The organism is Coprobacter sp. (assembly GCF_982436375.1).
Genome location: NZ_CEWDCG010000002.1, coordinates 1 through 20,794 on the forward strand (window position 1 = coordinate 1; position 20,794 = coordinate 20,794).

General features: G+C 38.9%; 14 protein-coding genes. 2 read left to right on the forward strand and 12 right to left on the reverse strand.

The window, feature by feature from the left end; all coding sequences use genetic code 11:
* Window positions 1-107: 107 nt before the first annotated feature.
* Window positions 108-770, forward strand: coding sequence for a uracil-DNA glycosylase (gene ung, locus AC1WHX_RS00185; RefSeq protein WP_302544889.1), 663 nt, complete (start codon window positions 108-110; stop codon window positions 768-770).
* Between the two features lie 227 nt (window positions 771-997).
* The gene (locus tag AC1WHX_RS00190) at window positions 998-1,387 is read left to right on the forward strand and encodes a TspO/MBR family protein (protein WP_481228785.1); all 390 of its coding nucleotides are present in this window, start codon (window positions 998-1,000) and stop codon (window positions 1,385-1,387) included.
* 9 nt (window positions 1,388-1,396) lie between these two features.
* Here AC1WHX_RS00190 and AC1WHX_RS00195 read toward each other — a convergent pair whose 3' ends face one another.
* The 12 genes from AC1WHX_RS00195 to AC1WHX_RS00250 all read right to left on the reverse strand — a co-directional run bounded on the left by AC1WHX_RS00195 (window position 1,397) and on the right by AC1WHX_RS00250 (window position 20,784).
* Window positions 1,397-2,401 (reverse strand): 2-hydroxyacid dehydrogenase, encoded by a 1,005-nt coding sequence (locus AC1WHX_RS00195; protein WP_122337450.1) that lies wholly within the window; start codon window positions 2,399-2,401, stop codon window positions 1,397-1,399.
* Between the two features lie 105 nt (window positions 2,402-2,506).
* Window positions 2,507-3,610: an ROK family protein gene (locus AC1WHX_RS00200; RefSeq protein ID WP_302544890.1), complete on the reverse strand. Its 1,104-nt coding sequence runs from the start codon at window positions 3,608-3,610 to the stop codon at window positions 2,507-2,509.
* A gap of 10 nt (window positions 3,611-3,620) precedes the next feature.
* Window positions 3,621-5,360 carry a class I mannose-6-phosphate isomerase gene (locus tag AC1WHX_RS00205; protein ID WP_302544891.1) on the reverse strand — a complete coding sequence of 580 codons (1,740 nt, stop codon included), beginning with the start codon at window positions 5,358-5,360 and terminating at the stop codon, window positions 3,621-3,623.
* Between the two features lie 10 nt (window positions 5,361-5,370).
* Window positions 5,371-7,317: a glycoside hydrolase family 30 protein gene (locus AC1WHX_RS00210; protein WP_302544892.1), complete on the reverse strand. Its 1,947-nt coding sequence runs from the start codon at window positions 7,315-7,317 to the stop codon at window positions 5,371-5,373.
* The gene (locus tag AC1WHX_RS00215; protein ID WP_302544893.1) at window positions 7,314-8,426 is read right to left on the reverse strand and encodes a glycoside hydrolase family 88/105 protein; all 1,113 of its coding nucleotides are present in this window, start codon (window positions 8,424-8,426) and stop codon (window positions 7,314-7,316) included. The genes AC1WHX_RS00210 and AC1WHX_RS00215 overlap by 4 nt, the downstream gene beginning before the upstream one ends.
* A 19-nt stretch (window positions 8,427-8,445) precedes the next feature.
* Window positions 8,446-9,972, reverse strand: a complete 1,527-nt coding sequence (locus AC1WHX_RS00220; protein WP_302544894.1) for a sulfatase — start codon at window positions 9,970-9,972, stop codon at window positions 8,446-8,448.
* A gap of 12 nt (window positions 9,973-9,984) precedes the next feature.
* On the reverse strand, window positions 9,985-11,739 hold the full coding sequence (locus tag AC1WHX_RS00225; RefSeq protein ID WP_302544895.1) for a hypothetical protein: 1,755 nt from the start codon (window positions 11,737-11,739) through the stop codon (window positions 9,985-9,987).
* 12 nt (window positions 11,740-11,751) lie between these two features.
* Window positions 11,752-13,335 (reverse strand): glycoside hydrolase, encoded by a 1,584-nt coding sequence (locus AC1WHX_RS00230; RefSeq protein ID WP_122337444.1) that lies wholly within the window; start codon window positions 13,333-13,335, stop codon window positions 11,752-11,754.
* Window positions 13,336-13,347: 12 nt separating this feature from the next.
* Window positions 13,348-15,336: a glycoside hydrolase family 2 protein gene (locus AC1WHX_RS00235; protein WP_122337443.1), complete on the reverse strand. Its 1,989-nt coding sequence runs from the start codon at window positions 15,334-15,336 to the stop codon at window positions 13,348-13,350.
* A gap of 6 nt (window positions 15,337-15,342) precedes the next feature.
* A complete protein-coding gene (locus tag AC1WHX_RS00240) occupies window positions 15,343-17,292 on the reverse strand; it encodes a heparinase II/III domain-containing protein (protein ID WP_302544896.1) in 1,950 nt (649 codons plus the stop codon).
* A gap of 12 nt (window positions 17,293-17,304) precedes the next feature.
* Window positions 17,305-18,018, reverse strand: coding sequence for an SGNH/GDSL hydrolase family protein (locus AC1WHX_RS00245; RefSeq protein WP_302544897.1), 714 nt, complete (start codon window positions 18,016-18,018; stop codon window positions 17,305-17,307).
* Between the two features lie 12 nt (window positions 18,019-18,030).
* On the reverse strand, window positions 18,031-20,784 hold the full coding sequence (locus AC1WHX_RS00250; protein ID WP_302544898.1) for a sugar-binding domain-containing protein: 2,754 nt from the start codon (window positions 20,782-20,784) through the stop codon (window positions 18,031-18,033).
* Window positions 20,785-20,794 lie beyond the last annotated feature (10 nt).

Genomic DNA, 20,794 nt, shown 5'->3' on the forward strand with positions numbered 1-20,794 from the left:
GAATTTCAATAATTTCAAAGAACTTCTATGATTTTTTAGTGGACACTAATGAAAATATATATCGAATTTGACTATATTTAAAACCCGATTTCAAAAATATCGAATACATGGAAGTAAATATAGAAGACAGTTGGAAAAGACGACTACAACCAGAATTTGACAAACCATATTTCTATAATCTGACAAATTTTGTAAAAGAAGAATATTCTAAACATACGATTTATCCTCCTGGGAAATTTATCTTTCACGCATTTAACACCTGCCCTTTCGACAAGGTAAAGGTAGTCATTATCGGCCAAGATCCATATCATGAACCAGGGCAATATTATGGACTTTGCTTTTCCGTACTCGATGGAGTACCTTTTCCACCCTCTCTTCTTAACATATTCAAAGAAATCGAAAACGACTTGGGTAAACCTATGTCTAAATCCGGGCGTTTAGAACGGTGGGCTGATCAAGGAGTATTACTCATCAATGCTATTCTTACGGTCAGGGCTCATCAAGCCGGATCACATAGAGGAAAGGAGTGGGAAGAATTTACCGACGCTGTCATTAAAATACTAAACGATGAGAAAGAAAACATCGTTTTTATGCTTTGGGGCTCTTATGCCCAAAGAAAAGGTGCATTTATCGACCGTAACCGACACTGTGTTTTAACAGCCGCACATCCCTCTCCTTTGTCTGCAGACCGAGGATTTTTCGGATGCAAACATTTCAGTAAAACTAATCAATATTTTAAGAGTAAAGGAATATCAGAAATCGAATGGTAGTTTTTTAGATCATATCCGACCTTTGATATTTCCAGAAAACTTTTGAGTATATTTTCTTATTTTATAAAAGGAGACAGCGAAATATCCGATGAACAAAAACAGAAAAACATTCTCGAAAAAGACTCTCAGAACTGCTCCATGCAAAATCTATACAGGTTCTTAGTTTCAATTTGATTCAACAAAAGAATACGGACAAGTGTTATTATATCAACAAAATCTATCGATATATGAAAAAAGCTTACAAATTTATTATACCCATTCTGTGTTGTTTCTTAATTGGATTTATAGCCGGACAGATTCAAGAAAGTTCTATTTTAAACTGGTATCCCTACTTAAATAAACCAAGCCTGACACCTCCTAATATGGTCTTTCCGATCGCATGGGCTATACTCTTTATACTGCAATTAATTTTTAATTTCACATGGAGTATTTTTTTCTTCTATATGCAAAATCCATTACTCGGATTCATAAATATTATTCTGCTCGAATTCTTAATAATTGTGTATAGTGTAAAAAGTTACGGAATAAATAAAATCAGCTCAATTTTATTCATTCCGTATATACTGTGGGTAACTTATGCAACTTATTTAAATCTTTATATTCTGATATACAATTAAAATCGAATATCAAATCCCGGCCTTAACTTCATTTTGTAACTCTGATCCAGTCCGAAAATCACGAATGTTCTGCAACGTCGTGTTTGCAATATTTGCCATAGCTTCTTGAGTAAAGAAAGCTTGATGAGAAGTTACGATGACATTATTAAATGAAAGCAACCGGGCAAGCACATCATCATCAATAATATAATCCGAACGATCCATATAAAAATAATTGCTTTCTTCCTCATATACATCCAATGCAGCAGAACCAATAATTTTTTCTTTCAACCCGTCTATCAAATCGTTCGTATCGATCAAGCGGCCTCGTCCAGTATTAATAACCATAACCCCCTTTTTCATCTTAGATATGGCGTTTTTATCAATCATGTGATCTGTTTCCGGTGTAAGCGGACAATGTAATGAGATTATATCCGAATCAGCATACAGCTCATTCAACGAAGTATAGGTCATTCCTACCTCATCGGCAAACTTTTTGTCCGGATACAGATCGTATCCTAAAACATTCATACCGAATCCCCTCAAAATGCGAATCAAAATTTTAGCGATTTTTCCGGTTCCGATAATTCCGGCAGTCTTATTATACATATCGAATCCCATCAATCCGTGCAAAGAAAAATTACCGTCACGGGTACGCCACGAAGCCCGATGTATCTTTCTATTCAAAGTGAGCATTAAAGCTAATGTATATTCAGCTACGGCATGAGGTGAATAAGCCGGAACTCTTACAACCTTCATTCCATATTCCCGAGCAGCTTTTAAATCGACATTATTATATCCCGCACATCGCAAGGCTAATAATTTAGTTCCGTTTTCAGATAAAGCCTTGACCACTCCTGCATCAGCATTATCATTCACAAAAATACAAACGACATCGACACCCCTCGCCAATATCAGGTTATCCATGTTAAGGTTTCCCTTATAATATTTAATTTCGAACCCGAAATTCTTATTCGCTGCATCAAATGATGCTATATCATAGGGCTTTGCCCCGAAAAAAACGATTGAGGACATAGGATATAATTATATAAAAGTTCATTACTACTTCCTATTTGTAAAGATAGAAACTATTCCCAAAGAAACTCTTTTATATCCTACTAAATTATGCAAACAGATATATTAACTCTTGTCAAGTTGTGTCAGAGCAAATGTATATGCTCCTAATGCAATAGCTTTACTAGTCCCTAAGGATGACACAAGTATCCCTGTTTTCTTAACTTTGCGATATGGAATATATCTATCCGAATCAGGAACTTTTATAAGTTCATCTTCATCCGATAAAAAAGAATCGAACTCTTGTTGGTTCGAAAGGTCAAAAACATCCATTTGCAAAACAGGGAAACTATCTCCGGAAAAAGAGAAAAGATTTCCCCGCAACTCCTCCAGCAAAGATGGCATAAAATAGTTTACCGCCCCTGTAATTCCTCCTCCCAAAACGACAATTCCGTCCACTATATTCAAAGCCCCGGCAATAGTCATTCCCGCAACTTTACCAAATTCCTGAAAACTTTTCACTGCGGCATTTTTATTACCATCCATCTTTCCGTCCGCTATTTCAAAAATATTTTTTGGAGTCAAATCTGAATCCTCTAATCCGGCAAACTGTTCATACACCCGTTTTACAGCACGAATACTGACACTCTCCTCCGCTATCATGTTCGGATAACAACCATTGCGAGCAAGCCATACATCACCACCGCAACCGTTATCTCCCGATAGTAAGACCTTATCTATCACAACTCCTGCTCCAAACCCCGTACCGAAAGTAATACCTAATAAATTTTTATAACGCCGGTTACTCCCCACAGACTCCAAACAACTATTTACATAAGGCAATGCTCCGGCAAGCGCTTCTCCATATGCAAATAAATTTCCATCGTTGTTAATATACACCGGTATACAAAACTTTTCTTCAAGAAAAGCTTTTAGTGCTACACCTCCCCTGAAAGAAGGGAAATTCGGCAAATCTCCGATTACTCCATTTTCATAATCTGCAGGACCGGGAAAAGCAAAGCTGATTGCAACCGGATCTTGAGGCAACAAAGAACATACTTTTCGGAAACCACTTGACAAACTGTTCAAGCATGATTTCAGGTCATAACTACAAGACGAAACAGAAAAAGGTTCTATTATTTCCTCACCGGCCTGTATCGCCGAAAAAACAAAATTCGTTCCGCCGGCATCCAATGTCATTACTATTCTATTATCATTTACATATCCCATACCGTTTCATTTAAGCATTTAACCGAACAAAAGCTTTTATAGTAGCACAACGTTTTCCCGAAGCTGTACCATAAGGCGTTATCGTGTATGTTCCGACCGAAGCCGGGACAATGACCGTTTCTGCATAATGAAGCACAAACGGTTCAAATCGTTCATCAGGACTCTCTATAATAACCTCATCTCCTTCCACCAAATTCAAAACGTTGACACTATTCCTTGTATAATGTGTTACCGTTCTTTCAAACCAATGCCGACGGGTTTCAATAAATTCATTTGGATGCAGTCCGGTCTTTTCCTCTATCCATCCGTCACCCTCCGCAACAACCTCCACACAATTCACCAGATATTTCAAAGCATACTCCGTGTCTCTTTTCCAATTTATTACATGACTACCATGTTCCACATTTATCGGCCGAGGTTTACCATCCAAACCTAACCGTTTCCAATCCCACAGTTTAAAAGTAAATATACTCGGGGTAGAACTTATCTCCAAAACCATTGCTCCAACTCCGGAACAATGTACTGTCCCTCCCGGTATCAAAAAATGATCGTGTTTGAATGCCGGAAAACAATTGATATAGGGTTGCGGGTCAAAAATCATTTCTCCAGATTGGGCGCTTCTTAAATCAGCTAACATGCTTTCTTTATCGACATTCGTTTTTACTCCTAAAAAAACAGATGCCCCCTTTTCGGCATCAAGCAAATAATAGCTTTCATCCTGAGTGTAAGGAATATTAAATCTATCTCGTATATATTGAGTTGTCGGATGCACTTGTAAACTGAGATTCCCTCCACCTATAGTATCTAAGAAATCAAACCGTATCGGAAAATCCTGTCCGAAACGAGCTTCAACCGGTTCTCCAAGCAATTCGGCGGTTTTCAAATAAACTAAATTCACCGAAGGCATTTCAAAATCGACACCATTTACTCGCAACATCAAGCTATTCTCCTCCGGGACGCAATCGAAACACCAACCGAAATTATCGGCATTTTTATCTAAATCACAAACATCCTTCATCCACTGACCTCCCCAAGGGGCCGGATCAAAAAACGGAACAACTCTGAAAGGTCTCTCAATCGTCTTGGCAAGTCCCCGCATAAAAGTATCTTTACTTATCATCTTAGGAGTCAGTGGAATATTCATATCCAACCAATAGCAGACTTTCTCATATATACTTTTTTTAAGGGTATCACACACCTGCCAATCACAAAAATACCCACGCTTGTATTGCCGGGCTGGTGATTCGTTTCGGACATCCACACCTAACGCTTTTATTTCATGACGACGAAAACGCTGTTGCAACTCCCAACGTGCAATATCTCCATATACCAACAAATCAGCATCAGGGCAAATCCAAGAAGCTCCACACCCCAGAATAATTTTTATGCCTTTTTCAGAAGAAATCCGTTTACGGAAAGCCGAAACTTTTTCATGATCAAAAAAATCGGAAATATTTAATCTTGTTCTATATCCGAACAATTCGTCATCAGTCACATACGGATAAGTCATATCGCGAACTTCATTTTCCGGTTTCATCAGATATTCCGTATTTATACACAAATCAGGATGCAGATTTATTAAACATTCATACAACTTATCCAAGGAAACCCCGACATAACAATCCACAACTAATATAAAATCCTTTTTTACAATTTCACGCTGCAATTGCGAAATTATATCCTCTATTCCTACCCATATCTCTCCCGTTATATTTGTTACCGGGAATTTATCATAATTTGACCTTCTCATATAAATAAATTCAATTCACATTTAATGGCCTTACCTGCAAATTATCAAAACATACTCTATTCCAATCAGATCCGACTCCAAAAAAACCTTTTACATAATTACGATCAGCCGGGATATCGGCCAATATACAATTATTGACTATGGCTCTGACTTCAGAGATTCCACATTCCAAAACAAAATGATTCCATGCAGAAGGATCAATTTCTATAACTCCCTCTTTTATAACTTCTTGATTTATAGATAATTTCCATTCCCCGCTATGTATTATCTCTAATCCAACGCCGTGCGGAGCTGTATTGCTTTCGAACCATGACACTACTCCGAAAATCCGAGCACACCCTTGTTCTCCGATTTTAAAATCGGCAGATACAACATAATCACTACTGTTCGACGATCCGGCCTGCGTATATGGTTCCGGATTATTCTTTCCCCAAGGATCCCAACAAATCAACGATTCTGTTATTTGCTGTTGCAATACTCGGTTGCCATCCGGCAACTTCACAACCTCAAAAGCTCCTCCCTGATCAGATAACCAGCGCGGAGTAATACGATTTTTCTCATACGACTCAAAATTCTCTGTATAATATGCAGGAAATTCTGACTTTGCAGGAATAGGATGAATAGCCTTTCCTTTCTTTTGCCCTACCGTATTTGTTAACGAATAAATAGCATCCGGTGCAAGGGTCAAAATTAAACGCCCGTCCTTGACAGGGACAGATGTCTGTCGGATAAACTGATCTTTTTCATCGCTTTTCCATAAACAAAATTCTGCTGAACCAATAAGAGAAACATCCAGAACAAGAGTATCCGGTCTATTTCCGGTTACGATAATCATACTATACAATTCTTTTCTCGGATGCTTTAAAGTAATATATGACAATCCCGTATCGGTTTCACCACAAGCATCATCTAAATAACGCCATCCCGGATCTGCAAACTGCGTCGTATGAGCTATCGCCCAAATAGCCGGACGCACATCATAATAACCGCACCACGGCATACGGGCTTCCATAGCTCCTACCCCATTCCAACTCACATTAGGGAAATATGCATCTACAGGACACCATATCAATGTCTTGACCGCACGACTCCGGATATAATTGCGATTCGTATTTCGCGCAAAAGTAAGAGCATCTTTCCAGTTTCCAGACAAAATAGATGCCTCACTTTCCCAAACAGGCATATCTAATGATTTCACGTCCTGTGTAGCATCGACATTTAAATAATGATACCCCAGGATATCTATATTTTCTTTCAGAATCGAATCATTCAATAACTCTCTCGCATAACTCCACGGCTCATGATGTTCAGGTGAAGAGCAATACATATCATTACCGACTATTTTTACTTTTTTCAACCCGTTTTTATCTAAAACCGGACGTAAAATATTTACGGCATAATTGCGGGATAAATCAGGTATATGTTTTTCATTCCACAATCCGCAATAAGCTATATCGATATTATGATAACGCTTCATTTCCTTTATATACGATGCTAAATACTCTGCATTGTCCATAGAATAAAAACCTCCGTCAAACCACCCCGGAGCCCCCCACTGCAATATATCGAAAATCATATTTCGGTTTCTTTTCAAAGCCTCCCGTGCCAACCACCATTCGTAGCCTCTTTCAAAATAAAACCAGACCGGATTCTGCATCTCCTGCCTCGTACGTGCATGAGAAGGTTCTGTTCCACAAGTAGAATTTATATCTCCTCCAAGCTCAAATTTAAAATGTTGTAATGAAGCTCCAAAATGAGGTTTAAACAAAAAATCCAATATATCAGACCTGTACGGTTCTGGATAATCAATAAGTAGACGTGACGAAGCACCAGCACTTACAGCACCAATACCTTCAAATTCCAATCCGGAACTTCCCCTATCTATTCGAATTACAGTCTGAGCAGATATTCCGGAAATTCCAGCAACGAACAATAAAAAAATTAAATATCGTCTCATTTCTCCATAAGCATTCTATAAATTTCAGTACCAGCCAATAGAAAAGCCCCCGTGCCATATACTTCTGTCATATCTGCCGATACTCTTTGAGGATCAGATCCGATGGCCTGCACCCAACCTAATTTCCCATCCGGATGTACTGCCCGCACAAGGGCACTCCACCCTTTTTCCATTATAGGAAAATATTTCTTTTCAGGCAGATATCCACGACGAATTCCCCAAGCCAAACCATATACAAAAAAGGCCGTAGAACTTGTTTCAGGCATTCGGTATGTTTCTGTATCAAGCATACTGGCATGCCAATATCCTTCATCATCCTGTAATCCGGCAACACGTTTCATAAGCTGCTGATATAAAGTTATATACTTTAATCGTGTCGGATAATTTTCCGGTAATTGGTCTATAATTACGGCCAGAGCCCCCGCTACCCAACCATTACCTCGTCCCCAAAAAACTGGAGCTCCATTCTTTTCACGCATTGACAAATAACGGGTATCTCTATAAAAAAGATTCTCTTTGCGGTCATATAGAAGCTCTACGGTTTCCCAAAACTCTTTTTCCATAAAATTCCAATACCGTATGTCACCCGTAATCTTTCCCATACGTGCATATACGGTAGGAGCCATAAACAAAGCATCACACCAGCACCAACGATCATGGGAATGCGGAGACTCATAAGTCAGTTCTGCCTTTGAAGGATGATTCATTACCCACTCCAAACGGGCTTCTGTAGGTTGAAGCATTACCGGATCTTTATATTTTTCATATAACTGACAATAAAGCTGCGACACACAAATATCATCAGCAAAATACATACCCTTTGCCGGATGCCACCGTTCTTTTGCAGCAATTTTCTTCAACCATTCAAAATAAGAGTCGTCTTTCCACAATGAAGCCCATTCCGCCATTCCGATATACATTACTCCGTTAGTCCACATTACAGTAGTATGCGTCCATTTATGTAAATGTCGAGGATAATCCGCTATTTGCCAATCGGCAACACGTTTCATTACACTCATTAATGAATCGGGAGAAATTTTCGTATTTCCAGCTTTCATATACCCTACAAAAAAGATGCAGAATAATAAGCATACATATCTCAGTCTCATAACTCAATTATATTTCATTTCAATATTTTATTTCCTTATAATCCGGATTATATACAGGCATTTTTGCAGCACATGAGCACAACCATTCCTGCAGTTCTTTCTGTAAAGACAAAGCTCTTTCCTTTTGAGTTTCCGCCAAATTTTCCTTTTCAGAAATATCCATTTTAAGATTATATAATTCTATATGATCATCCTCATAAAACCATATTAACTTATAATCTCCTTTACGTATAGCTCCTGCCGGAGAATCACCTTTACCTCCATAATGAGGATAATGAAAATAAATAGCTCCCCGATCAAAGACCGTATCCCCTTTCAATAAAGGTACAAGACTTACTCCATCTTTATGCTGGTAGGGTTTCAAAGTCGCTCCGGTAAGCTCCAGTATAGTAGGATAAAAATCCGTAGAAGAAACTGGAGTTTTACAAATCCCAGCCGAACCTTTCATATAAGGAGTCTTAATAATATAGGGGATCCGTATCCCGCCTTCATACAGCCAGCCTTTTCCTCCCCGTAACGGGAAATTAGAAGTAGGAGAACCTTCAGCTGTAGATAAACCACCATTGTCAGAAACTAAGCAAACGACCGTATTATCATATAAGCCCTCTTTTTTTAAATAATCTAAAACTTTCCCCACATTTTCATCCATACTCCATATCAATGCAGCATATTCGGCATCACTCTGTATCGTACGTTCTTTCCAATGCCAAGCTCTATATGGAGTATTCCGTATCCAATCTTTATTTGTCGTAAAAGGTGAGATCGTATCCAAACCCATTTTCCGAGCCTTCTTCTCGAAATATTTCGTAACCTCAGGTTTCGCCTCTATCGGAGTATGCACTGCATAAAACGACAAGAAAAGAAAGAAAGGTGATCTTCCTGCCGAATCCATTAGTTTCAAACATTCATCTCCTAAACGATCCGTAAGGTACTCTCCATCCGGACCGTCCGATAACATCGGATTATGATAGGGAGAGAAATATGCTCCCCGTCCTCCTTTCTTCCGGACATCCCCGTTAGGTTTTCCCATTAACCATCCCCCGATATTCACATCAAAACCTTGATATTGAGGATAGAATAAAGAATCTTCAGCACAATGCCATTTCCCGACATAAAATGTTTTATACCCTTGTTCCCTTAATGCTTCTCCGATAGTAACTTCCTCAAGCGGCATATTCAACAGCATCTCAGGAGACAACATTTTATATTTGCTCAGTTTCTGTTTATCCAGGCCATATTGATAACCCGGAATCCAATCGGTGATCCCCGTTCGTGCGGGATTCTTGCCTGTCATTATACTTACCCTTGCAGGAGAACTTACCGGAGCTGCGGCATATCCGTCCGTAAAAATCACTCCGTCCGCAGCAAGTTTGTCTATATTGGGAGTTTCATAAAAACGGCTTCCATTGTACCCGACATCTGCCCATCCATAATCATCCACAACTATGAACACGACATTCGGACGAGTCTGGGTTTGAGCCGTAAGCGGAAAAAATAACAATCCCGCCACCGGAAATAATGCAGAAGAAGAAACCGGATATTTCATAAAACCAGATTTTTAAAGCAAACTTTTCCAATTCCCGCTACAATAAGCAACAACCAATTTTTGTTGCAGGTCTTTATCTCCTATGCGAAGACCGTAATTCATCAAATCTTGAAACAGATAATATTGCAGCCAATATCCGCGATGATATTTTTCACGCATCGAAAGTGCTTCTATCCACCATGCATACCAAGAGGTATTCAACCCGTATTTGTGTGCTACACGTACGGCTGTTTGTGCACGTTCCCATATTCCGTCCGACATACGTTTCATCATTTTAGTATAATCTCTGTATGTAAACGACGAAACATCGATCAGTTTAGCTCTATCATCAATTCCTAAAGCTTTCAAATCAAATACAGTCTCGAACTTCCCGTCACCATCCATATCGTATTCTACATAATCCAGAAATCCATTACCGTTTTTATCTGTATATTTTACCGTTGCGAACTTTTTAGGATTTTTATTGATCCAAAGACGATCCCAACCTTGATAATATTCCGTATTCTGATCTACACGCCAGCACCCCCATTCAGCTCCATATAAATGTAAACGACCATCTAAAGGACTAATATATAAATTACCTTTTCCCGAACAGTCCATATCCCATTCCCCTCGGTCTCCGGCCGCATCAGCCTGTGTATTATGGTCTAATCCTCCATTTCCGGCTCCGACCTTAAAGGGATCTAATGCTTCATAGAATTCTACACGTTCCCAACGATGACAATCATCATCTTCATCATAAACAAAATGGGCACTTTCCCATTTTCCTCTATTAAAAATCAGATCGAATGCATTTTTATGATCGGGATAAATCAATTCATTCATCTGACGCCAACGCGGATCCATAAAAAATTTATCTGCTTCGGGCAAACCTCTCATATTCTTAAATACATGAACCTGATCCATATAATCAAATCCACCTCCTCGAAGACCTAAAGTAAAATCGAAATCGAAATCATTTCCCGGAGCATTATCATTATCCAAATCTACAGAAATAGACACCCAATCGATTACTCCTTCCAACTGCATATTTACATAACCATTCCAAGACGCCTTTTTATCTTTAACACTCGGAGAGTCCAATAGACGGACAGCCATTTCCGAAAGGCCATCCTTATCGGGATCATAAAACAAAAAGGGATTCTCCCAATTAAGCCTTAGATCTCCCATATTATAGGTAGCCACATGCATTTTGGTAAATGCAGATTGTCCGCTATAATCCGTATAGAACGCTGCTCGTCCGCTTTTATTCCAGCTTTTTATTTGATAAGTATTCCAATCAATATAATTAAAAATATTGTCTTTATCCGTATCTAACAAAATCATCACATGCCCATTCGGCCATACTTCCGTAGCATGCACGGCCGGATAATCCATCACAATCTGCAGATCGGCTTTTCCGTCATTATCGCTATCAACCCAATCAATAACCAGATCACCGTCGCCGCCATATATGCCGTCTTTATTCCGGTCTATCAATAAACAGTCATTATCCATATCACCTTCGATATCCGTCCATTTCATATCTCGGTCATCATCGATCCAAAGAATAGGAACACTATCACCTGTCATAGAATAGATAGCCTCCGGCTTTCCGTCACCATTCAAATCCTCCAGTTTCGGTTTAAAACCGGGAGGAGGTAAAGGCATCCGAAACGATGAAATACAAGACTCTTTCACACTTTTCATTTGAGCATGAGACACGCTGCTTATTCCCCAAAAGAATAAACCTATGCTCATTACAATACAAATACTTAACCTATTCATAATATAAAATACTTATTTCATTTCGGATACTAAAGTCACTAACGATCGAGCAGGAATAACGACCTTATTTCCGACATTACCTTTATATGATAAATCACACTCTTCAGAAGTAATATACTGTTTATATTTTACAGAAGCAACCTTCTTATTTCCTTTGAACTGAATATTCACAATATTCTCATCCTGACCGAAATTGATAAAAACCAAAACCATTTTACCAGAAATCGGATCTTTATAAGCAGACACCATCAGCGACCGCACCGATTCTTCATCCGAAACTCCTTGCAAATTCGCAGAAATTCTCTGCATGCCGGGACGGACAAACAGGCTGTAATTTCCTAAAGCCCACATTAGTTTTGACGTTCTGTACACTCCATCATATTTACAAGATTCCACTAACGGATTATCAAGCGAATTAGCTCCTTGAGGAGACTTTCCGTCATCGATATAAATCAGACCGTCCTTATAATCCCATTCCGAAAAAGCAGTCCAAAACTGCCAAGAAGCCGCATTCGCATAAACTAGATCACTGTGAATAACACGCGCTACATATAAGGCCGTATTCATCCCTATATCTCGTTTTCCACCGCCATACGGATTATCATCATTTTTCTCCATAGGGCAATATTCGGTCTGCCAATAAGCTGTACCGGGTAAATCCGTTTTTATTTTACGATCCAATCGTTTTCTCCAACTGATTAATGAATCTAACGACCATGTTGACCAATAAGAATGTCCCGAAACAATAGGAGCGACATTTTGCAGTCCAGATATGCTATATTTTCCATCGGTAGAAAATATTTCTTCTATTTGATTACTTCTCAACGGATTATCTTTCACCCGTTCATATAAATAATTAATACAACCTGCTTCTCCAAAAACTACACGAGTATTCCCATTTATTTTTTTCAATTCTTTATCCAGACACCGGATCAAACGGCAACACTCTTCATTAGTCATTTGCATACCTTCCTGACGTGCATGAATCCAATTCCATTGAGGTTCATTAATAGGACTCAAATAGTCAAGCCCCAATTTTTCGCAAACGACAGCCATAAAATGAGCATAATCGACATATTTATCAGGTCTCAAATTAGCATACGGTGTAGGCTCACTAGCCCGTGCCATTCCATTTTTCGACATAAATACAGGTGCCGAAATAGAAAAGCCTAAGGTATAAGGAACTTTTCTCTCCCGGGCAGCTTGCAAAAACCATCTCTGTCCTTCTTGTTTTGACCAGTCCCAATTTCCCAAAGAATCTAAAAAACATTCGGTTCTACGCCATTCCGACGCTACGCCACCTCTCTCTCCAGCCTCATGGCTTCCCGAACCTATATTAAAACGCCAAAGCGTTAATCCTATCCCACGAGGATTTCCTTTGTCATCAAAATCAGAACTGAACAGATAATCGGCAATGGCATTTCTTTTTTCTAAAGGCCAATTTTTCCCGATATATTGGGTACGCCAACAATCAGAAGCACCGAAACTGTGAATTGTCTGATGCACTTCATTAGGGAATACGACAACAGTATTCTCTTTTGAAAAAGCAAATGTGAACAAACTGCAAAGAAGAATAAATAACAACGATCTTTTCATACTACCTACATTTTAATACTCCGTAACTAAATACCCTGTCGGTCTGAAAATTTTCACATCGGGACGAGATAAAGGATCTAACCCGTCAATCTCGAAAGTATATCGTTCTCCCGGTTTCAGATCGGGTAACTCCAATTTTTTCATACCAGTAACGGTCTTCCAGCGTACTGTATATTTTCTTAAAGTATAGGAAGGCAGATCGTCTTTTACTTTTAAAACAACCTGGGCCTCTTTCCCAGAAGCTCGTATATGCAAATTTTCCACATATATAGGGGCTGCTAATCCTTTATAGACTTGAAATGAAGGCTTTTTATCGAACCACATCGAAGACAATCCATGTACCCGCGATTTATATCGTCCGAAACCGGCTTCTCCGACATGAGTGCGATAATCGTTTAATGAAAAATAAATCACTCCGATAATAAACTTATTTTTAGCCCATTGGTCATAATGATAAGTCATTTCTACGACACGACGAGCATCTGCCCCCACAAAACGCGGCTCACACAATCCGTGTTCTGTAATCAATAACGGACGTCCTTTTAAAGCACGATTATTAATCAATGCCAATTTATCGGGTGTCTCCTCCCTGCTCTTACCATGCCAAGTACCCGTATAATCATTCCATGTAGGAATATCACCTAAAAGAGACTCGTCATTCTCAAGACGATCAAATATCTCATTTGAAACCACCGTCACAAATCGTCCCGAATTATAATCCTTGGCATAACGAATCAACCTCCGGTAAATATCTTTATCCGTATTATAAAATACTTCGTTACTTACTCCCCATGCAATTATCGACGGATGATTAAAATCCCGCTCTATCATTTCGTCGATCTGTTTTTTTGCTAAATCTTCTAATTCCGGAGTCAAATTCCCCGGAGCCTGCCACCAGGGAATTTCTTCCTGAGCCAATATTCCCTTTTCGTCCAACAAATCGAAATAGCGTTTATCATATTGCCAATGGCAGCGGGTAAGGACACAATTCAAATCTTTTATTTGTTCCACAGCCTTTTCCATAACCCACAACGGTTCTGCCATGCCGAACTCAGGGTAACTGCCGGGCATATATTCTATTCCCGGAAGCCGAACAGGTTCGTTATTCAAAAGAAGCGTATCCCCCTTAATCTCGACTTTTCTTATTCCAAAACGTGTTGTATATGAATCTGATACTCTACCCTTCTGCACGCTTTTTATCTCCAATGTATATAAATGAGGAGTATCGAAATGCCACAATTTAACACTATCCAATCTAAAATTCAATCGGGATATGCCATTTTTTATACTGGCCTCAAATGTCTTTTCAAAAATAGTATTCTCCGATTTCCATTCTTTGATAATTACGTCATAAGAAAGCTCCTTTATCTCAGGGTTCCAACTTCTCACCTCTATATCCATATCTGCGGAACTATTACTAAAATCTATATCGTAACGAACAAACGCAGAGCGTACTGCAGGTTTTTCCAAAGCTAAAAGTTTTACCGGCCGAATAATGCCCCCATCATTCGGCCAGTCGAATTTAGCTTTATAAGGCAGAGCATGTTCAGAAAAAGAGTTATCGACAGACACTGTTATTCGATTTTCTTTCCCATATTTTAGTAAACGAGATATGTCAAAAGAAAATTCCGTAAATCCCGATCCCGAATGTGTACCCGCTTGTTTTCCATTGACCCAAACAACAACATCTCTATATACCGCATCAAAACAAAGGCGGACATGTTTACCCTTCCAATTCTCCGGAACAATCGTTCGCTTTTCATACCAAGCTTTTCCGAATATACGTTCCGTTTTATCTTCTACATTCCACGTATGAGGGACTGTTACATCCCGACCGAACTCAAAACCTTCTGTCCAAGAATCATAAGATTTATAATCTCGTTCTAATGCAAATTTCCATACTCCGCAAAGGGACATTTCCTCACGAGCAAAAAGACTTCCCGATATAAGAAATAAAAAGCTAAAAAAGACAATACTATATTTTATAATTATGTTTTTCATACTTTTCTATTTTAAATTCCAAATTGTTTGTATATTCATTTTCTCACCTTTTACTCTGATAATTAAAGGATAGCAAGGTTGCGTTTCTCGTTGCTCACTATGATTTTTCGTTATAACTCCGGGATTCGTGGGGGGTATTCCGGGTGCTACCCCGGTATAAAGTTCTATTTCATCACAGCCAGGCTCGATTCGTATCTCTGCATCAGATGTCTGTATAGTAAATTTTCCTCGGACAATACACCGTTTCATATTCTGGATTTTTTCATATACAGGAGCATCTGTTATGGCTATTTCTTTCCCTACCTGAGGAAGGTCCAAAGGTTCTGTAAACAACAATACATAATCATAAACATGAGATCTCGACGACTCGCAAACAAAATCATCCGACAACCGATTTTTTTTAAGCGTCACACAACGTCTCATCTTTACACCATTATACGCACTATCCACTTCTGCTTCAATTGTACCTCCGGATGAAGACGGTAAAAAACGAACCAATTTCCCTGTAACCGGAGCTTGATCTTTACCATCGACCGTAACCGTATTATGCGCTAAAGATTTCCGATACCAAGTTGTAAAATCAGGTACGCCATAAGCCGACGTTCCCAAATCGGGTAAAATTTCACGTTTCCCGTTGTGAATAGATATGGATAGCTTATCCGGATGCCCATGTCCACCACCATACGGTCCATATTTTAAAACGACTGTTTTATCTTGATATCTTAAAACACCAACCCCGAGATCCTTAAAATAGGTACTCTTTCCATACTCGGGTTTTCCTTTTTGCTCCATTGATACCGGATTGAATAAAGCCTCAGCGGAAGTTCGGTTGACAAAACAATAACAACGCTCCAATATATTACGGAATAACGGATTATGAGACCTTGCATAAGCCAATTCATACAATTTAGTCTGCGCCAAAAGAGATTCTCCATACCAACCGTCATTATGCGCCGGAAAAGAAAGATCGGCATATACACCCTGCGCCGGAGAAGCCAACATATCCAACAACTTACGATCATACAAATTTATATTTCGACAACGCAACGCTTCGGCAGATAGCATCATAGCTCTTAAAGGGTAATAATGATATGTCGGAGAACCTTCATTCCACCAGCCATCATCATGTACATGTTTTTCCATTAAGGCATGATATCCGCATTGTTTGTCATTCAGTGCAATATCGACTATTTTATCATCTTCCAAAGCAACTCCTAAAGCAATCAATCCGCTATTATGCCATACCTGCCAATTTCCTCCACCCCGACGTTTAAGCAACAACTCGGCACAAGGTCTCAGATAGCCGGTTTCTATTTTCTTTATCTCACCGGAGGACATTATCTCCTTTGCAACCGAATAAGCCCGGGCAGCATCACTCGCCCAAACTGACTCATCGAGACTTTGTCCGAACAGTTTGCCACTATTTAAGCCGGTTGCCACACGATTTATATTATGCTCGAAATAAGTGGGATATTTGTATGCATAATCAAGTAACATATCACGGATATAAGTTGCATAGACCGTATCTCCCGTCGCCAAATACAAATAAGTACAATTCTCCAGATATTGTAGATTCTCCGCGTGGACCTTATTTATCCATGCCCAATCATAGCGCTTGTTTCCTTTCCAATATTTCTTACATGCAGAGCAATAATGTTCATTCGGTTTATCCCATTCAAAACTAAAAGAAAGATTATGTACCGGGCAAAAATAATCATGAAGATGCCCCCCTTCTAACAAAGGAACTTCCATTTTATGAGAACGGCGTTCTTTTACTTTTTCTTTCATCGATTCTACAATTACACTGCCCCATAAAGTATTTGCAGAATTTCGAATGGCAACCTTATCCGAATCCGAAAAAAAATAGTAACCGTTCTGTGCACACAAAACGTATGGGAAGACAAATATTCCGATAATAATAAAAGTTCCTATTTTAATATAATTTCCTATTCTCATATATTTCTCTTCCTACCGTGAAACAAACCATTTCTCAATTGCCTTTAATACGACCTTATGCCCTTCTGCATTAGGATGATTCGACTGACTCATGTATTCCCGAAGATCTTTCCCTTCCTTAGCCAAATCTTTGAACATAACATAACTATCGACCAACCCCAAATGATATTTCGATGCCAAATCACGTATCTGTTGGGCATGCTTGGCTAATGGAGTATTCTCATCTAAAATATTTTCAGTAAGATCCGGAGTCGGGGTCATCAGAACAATCTTTATGTCTTGTTTCAAAGCCTGTTTAATCATCTTTTCCCAAGCCTTTAATGATCGTTCTAACCCTATACTCCTGTCATTCAACGCATAATCAATAAATAACAAATCCGGACGGTGAGTCAATACCTCTTTTTTAAATCGTTTTTCACCTTGTTCCGATTGTTCTCCCCCGATAGAAGTCGTAATTACGTTCACTACGGCATAAGGATAATGCTCTTTTATTGCATGAAGGGTCAAATGCGGATAAGCACCTAAAGTATTCACCACAGGAGTATTGGCATAACCGGACGGAACACTATGACCATGAAATACAATATTTATCGTCCGGTTATGCGGCCATGTCTTTACTAACTCATTTCTCAAATTATTAACATAGCTTCCTGTTGCCGATTGGGCATTTACAACACAAACTATACAGACACCAAATACTACCGATACGAATCTTTTGATAAGCATAAAGAGATCTATTTAATTAAACAATACATCGACAGCCTGTTCGGACAGTTCTTCTTCCGGATGAAAATCAGGACTGCTTACATACTTCTTCAAACTATATAAAAATTGCCGTGCGACTGGTCTTTTATCCATATTCCGGAGCAAATCGATCGTACAGATCAATAATTCTCCTTTCCCGACTTTGGCTTCAGCGACTAACCCCAGCTTATTATTTTTATTCCAATCGGGAATCATCTGCAACAACGGCCTATAAGTCGAAGGTGTATGATCAAGATTCATCAATTTAGAAGGAATAACCAAATCCCACCACTGCCAATTAGAATGAAACTCCGTTGGGAAATATGCATATAACGGGTGCGAAGGATTGCACAAAATACCTAATAATTCAGGAGGCATACCAGACCAGACTGCATTCCATGAAATCCCGGAGAAACATGATGAAACCGTAGTACGGACATCTGCAGTATCTGCAAGTAAAAGTACTTTTCCTCCTTGCTTCAAGTACTCTTTCACTTCTGCATTCCATGAATTTACGATCTTTATCTCAGAAAGGACATTCACCTCCGGCAATACAGAAGGATATACCCATATATTCCATTGATTCCGATATGAAGTTCCTGAAATATCAAAAATAAGTTTCATCTGTTCCGCTTTTTTGATTCCTTTCAGAGAAATTTTTATTTTACCTAATGAATGCGGACTACCGATCGGTATATCTTTTGCCGGGAGCTTTCCTTGAGCATATACCTTGCCATCAGGATATTTCAACGTCCATTTCAGTACAGCCTTCTTTATATCCGATTTTCCGAAATTCGCAATACGTGCCTCTCCGGTAAAAATCGAATCATTTGTCCAAACAAACGAAGAAGTCAACAATAACGGAAGACAAGGGGAAACCATGCTTTTAAATTCATCTGCAGTAACATAAGGTTTCGGATCCCAAAAAACATCGACCACACCTACAGGTGAAGTTCCTTGGCCCGGGAAATCATTCAATTGCAACAAATGGTATCCAGCCATACCCGGTGTACGATAATAAGATTCGAATTCTTCTTTTTTTTGTATTAAATGAAATTTACCGGATGCACGTGTAAACTCCTCAGCTAAATCCAACATATGATGATCCCGCAACGATTCCCTGAATATCTGATAATTATATGGTTTAAGAACTCCCGTATATTTTTTTATCTCGTCATAATTAGGATAAACACACCATTGACCTATTTCATGTGTAATCATCGGTATCGGATATTTTTTTACATACTCCGAATAATCATACAAAGTATTCAAGGGAGCAACATTAAAACGACTCTTTAAACCCTCTTTCCATCTATGAGGGCGTGCTCCATATAAAACGTTATATTGATTTTCAGGGACATAAGGATATGCAGCACTTCCTGTATAAAGATGTCTGGGATCTCGTTTCCAATGAGTTACCGATTCTGAAAGAAATTCTTTTACTCCCGAACCGCAAAGTTCATTTCCCTCACAGAAAAAGACAAAAGAAGGATGGTTTCCGTATTCTTTGAATATCCGGTCTGCCTCACGACGTAAAAAATCATTAACAGTTTTATCTTCTCCTACCGTAAACCGCCAATCAGAGTTCTCTATTTGCAAATAAATTCCTAAACTATCAGCAACCTTGAATGCTGCTTCAGGAGGACACCATGAATGAAAACGAACACAATTCAATCCGTAATCTTTACAGGTCTTTAGGATATGTAACCATCCCGATTCATCCATAACCGGATATCCGGTCAATGGAAATTCGGCACTGTTAACAGTTCCCCGTATAAATATTTCACGTCCGTTCATCGTAAAACGAGTACCTTTCACTCCCACCTCACGCATTCCGAATTTGACCTGTTTCGTATCGAAATAAGATTCTTTATCTGCTTTAACATTCAGAGAAAGATTTAACAGATAAAGATTCGGATCAAACTCATCCCATGTCCTGATCTGATCTCCAAGAGGTAAATCTATCTCCATAAAGATAAGCGAATCATTTCCGGTCACAGGAATTTTTTTCTTTGGAATATCAAAAAGATTATCCGCAGTTTTTCCCATAATTTCCAAATCACCTTTCAACGATAACTTATCGCTATTATTGAAAGTCACCTCCAAACGAGCCTTTTTGCCCTTAATATCGGGATAGACCTGCACATCCGATATATATACTTTGTCCGTAGCTCTTAGTTCTATTTTTCCTATAATGCCGTTCCAATTAGTTTGTGTTTCGGCACTAATGGCATGGCTATATTCAATATTATAAATCAGGTCATTATTTACACGTAAACGTATTGTATTTACCTCTCCGGGTTTCAAAAATTTTCCTAATGTATAAATATGAGGAACAGATAGACTTTCTTCCCGTCCGACATAAGCTCCATTAACCCATAATTTAGTTTCCCAATGGACTCTTTCAAGAAATAATGAAATCTCTTTCCCTGCCCAATCTTCCGGAATGAAGACCTTTTTTTCATACCATGCCGGACCTTTATATTCAAACATTCTTGTTAGTCGTATAGAAGAGAGTCCTTGTGTACGAATCCCTTTACCCGCCTCATCAGTAGAACCGGGTAATGTAATTGTTTCGGTAAGAGATGGAAACATCTGCAATCCATTACTCTGAAGACCCATCCCGAGAGGATCTGCTTTAAATGACCATATTCCATCTAAAGAAATTGTATGACATCCCGGTTGGGCTTGCATCTGAAATGCAAGTCCGACCAGAAAAAAAGGAAGAAAAAAAACTAAACGTTTCATAAGAGTGTAT

What these genes read in the sequence shown, in the direction of transcription:
- AC1WHX_RS00215 (WP_302544893.1), bottom strand. Translation starts at nt 8,426, where the DNA reads ATGAGACTGAGATATGTATGCTTATTATTCTGCATCTTTTTTGTAGGG.
- AC1WHX_RS00200 (WP_302544890.1), bottom strand. Translation starts at nt 3,610, where the DNA reads ATGGGATATGTAAATGATAATAGAATAGTAATGACATTGGATGCCGGC.
- AC1WHX_RS00235 (WP_122337443.1), bottom strand. Translation starts at nt 15,336, where the DNA reads ATGAAAAACATAATTATAAAATATAGTATTGTCTTTTTTAGCTTTTTA.
- AC1WHX_RS00190 (WP_481228785.1), top strand. Translation starts at nt 998, where the DNA reads ATGAAAAAAGCTTACAAATTTATTATACCCATTCTGTGTTGTTTCTTA.
- ung (WP_302544889.1), top strand. Translation starts at nt 108, where the DNA reads ATGGAAGTAAATATAGAAGACAGTTGGAAAAGACGACTACAACCAGAA.
- AC1WHX_RS00230 (WP_122337444.1), bottom strand. Translation starts at nt 13,335, where the DNA reads ATGAAAAGATCGTTGTTATTTATTCTTCTTTGCAGTTTGTTCACATTT.
- AC1WHX_RS00195 (WP_122337450.1), bottom strand. Translation starts at nt 2,401, where the DNA reads ATGTCCTCAATCGTTTTTTTCGGGGCAAAGCCCTATGATATAGCATCA.
- AC1WHX_RS00205 (WP_302544891.1), bottom strand. Translation starts at nt 5,360, where the DNA reads ATGAGAAGGTCAAATTATGATAAATTCCCGGTAACAAATATAACGGGA.
- AC1WHX_RS00240 (WP_302544896.1), bottom strand. Translation starts at nt 17,292, where the DNA reads ATGAGAATAGGAAATTATATTAAAATAGGAACTTTTATTATTATCGGA.
- AC1WHX_RS00250 (WP_302544898.1), bottom strand. Translation starts at nt 20,784, where the DNA reads ATGAAACGTTTAGTTTTTTTTCTTCCTTTTTTTCTGGTCGGACTTGCA.
- AC1WHX_RS00220 (WP_302544894.1), bottom strand. Translation starts at nt 9,972, where the DNA reads ATGAAATATCCGGTTTCTTCTTCTGCATTATTTCCGGTGGCGGGATTG.
- AC1WHX_RS00210 (WP_302544892.1), bottom strand. Translation starts at nt 7,317, where the DNA reads ATGAGACGATATTTAATTTTTTTATTGTTCGTTGCTGGAATTTCCGGA.
- AC1WHX_RS00225 (WP_302544895.1), bottom strand. Translation starts at nt 11,739, where the DNA reads ATGAATAGGTTAAGTATTTGTATTGTAATGAGCATAGGTTTATTCTTT.
- AC1WHX_RS00245 (WP_302544897.1), bottom strand. Translation starts at nt 18,018, where the DNA reads ATGCTTATCAAAAGATTCGTATCGGTAGTATTTGGTGTCTGTATAGTT.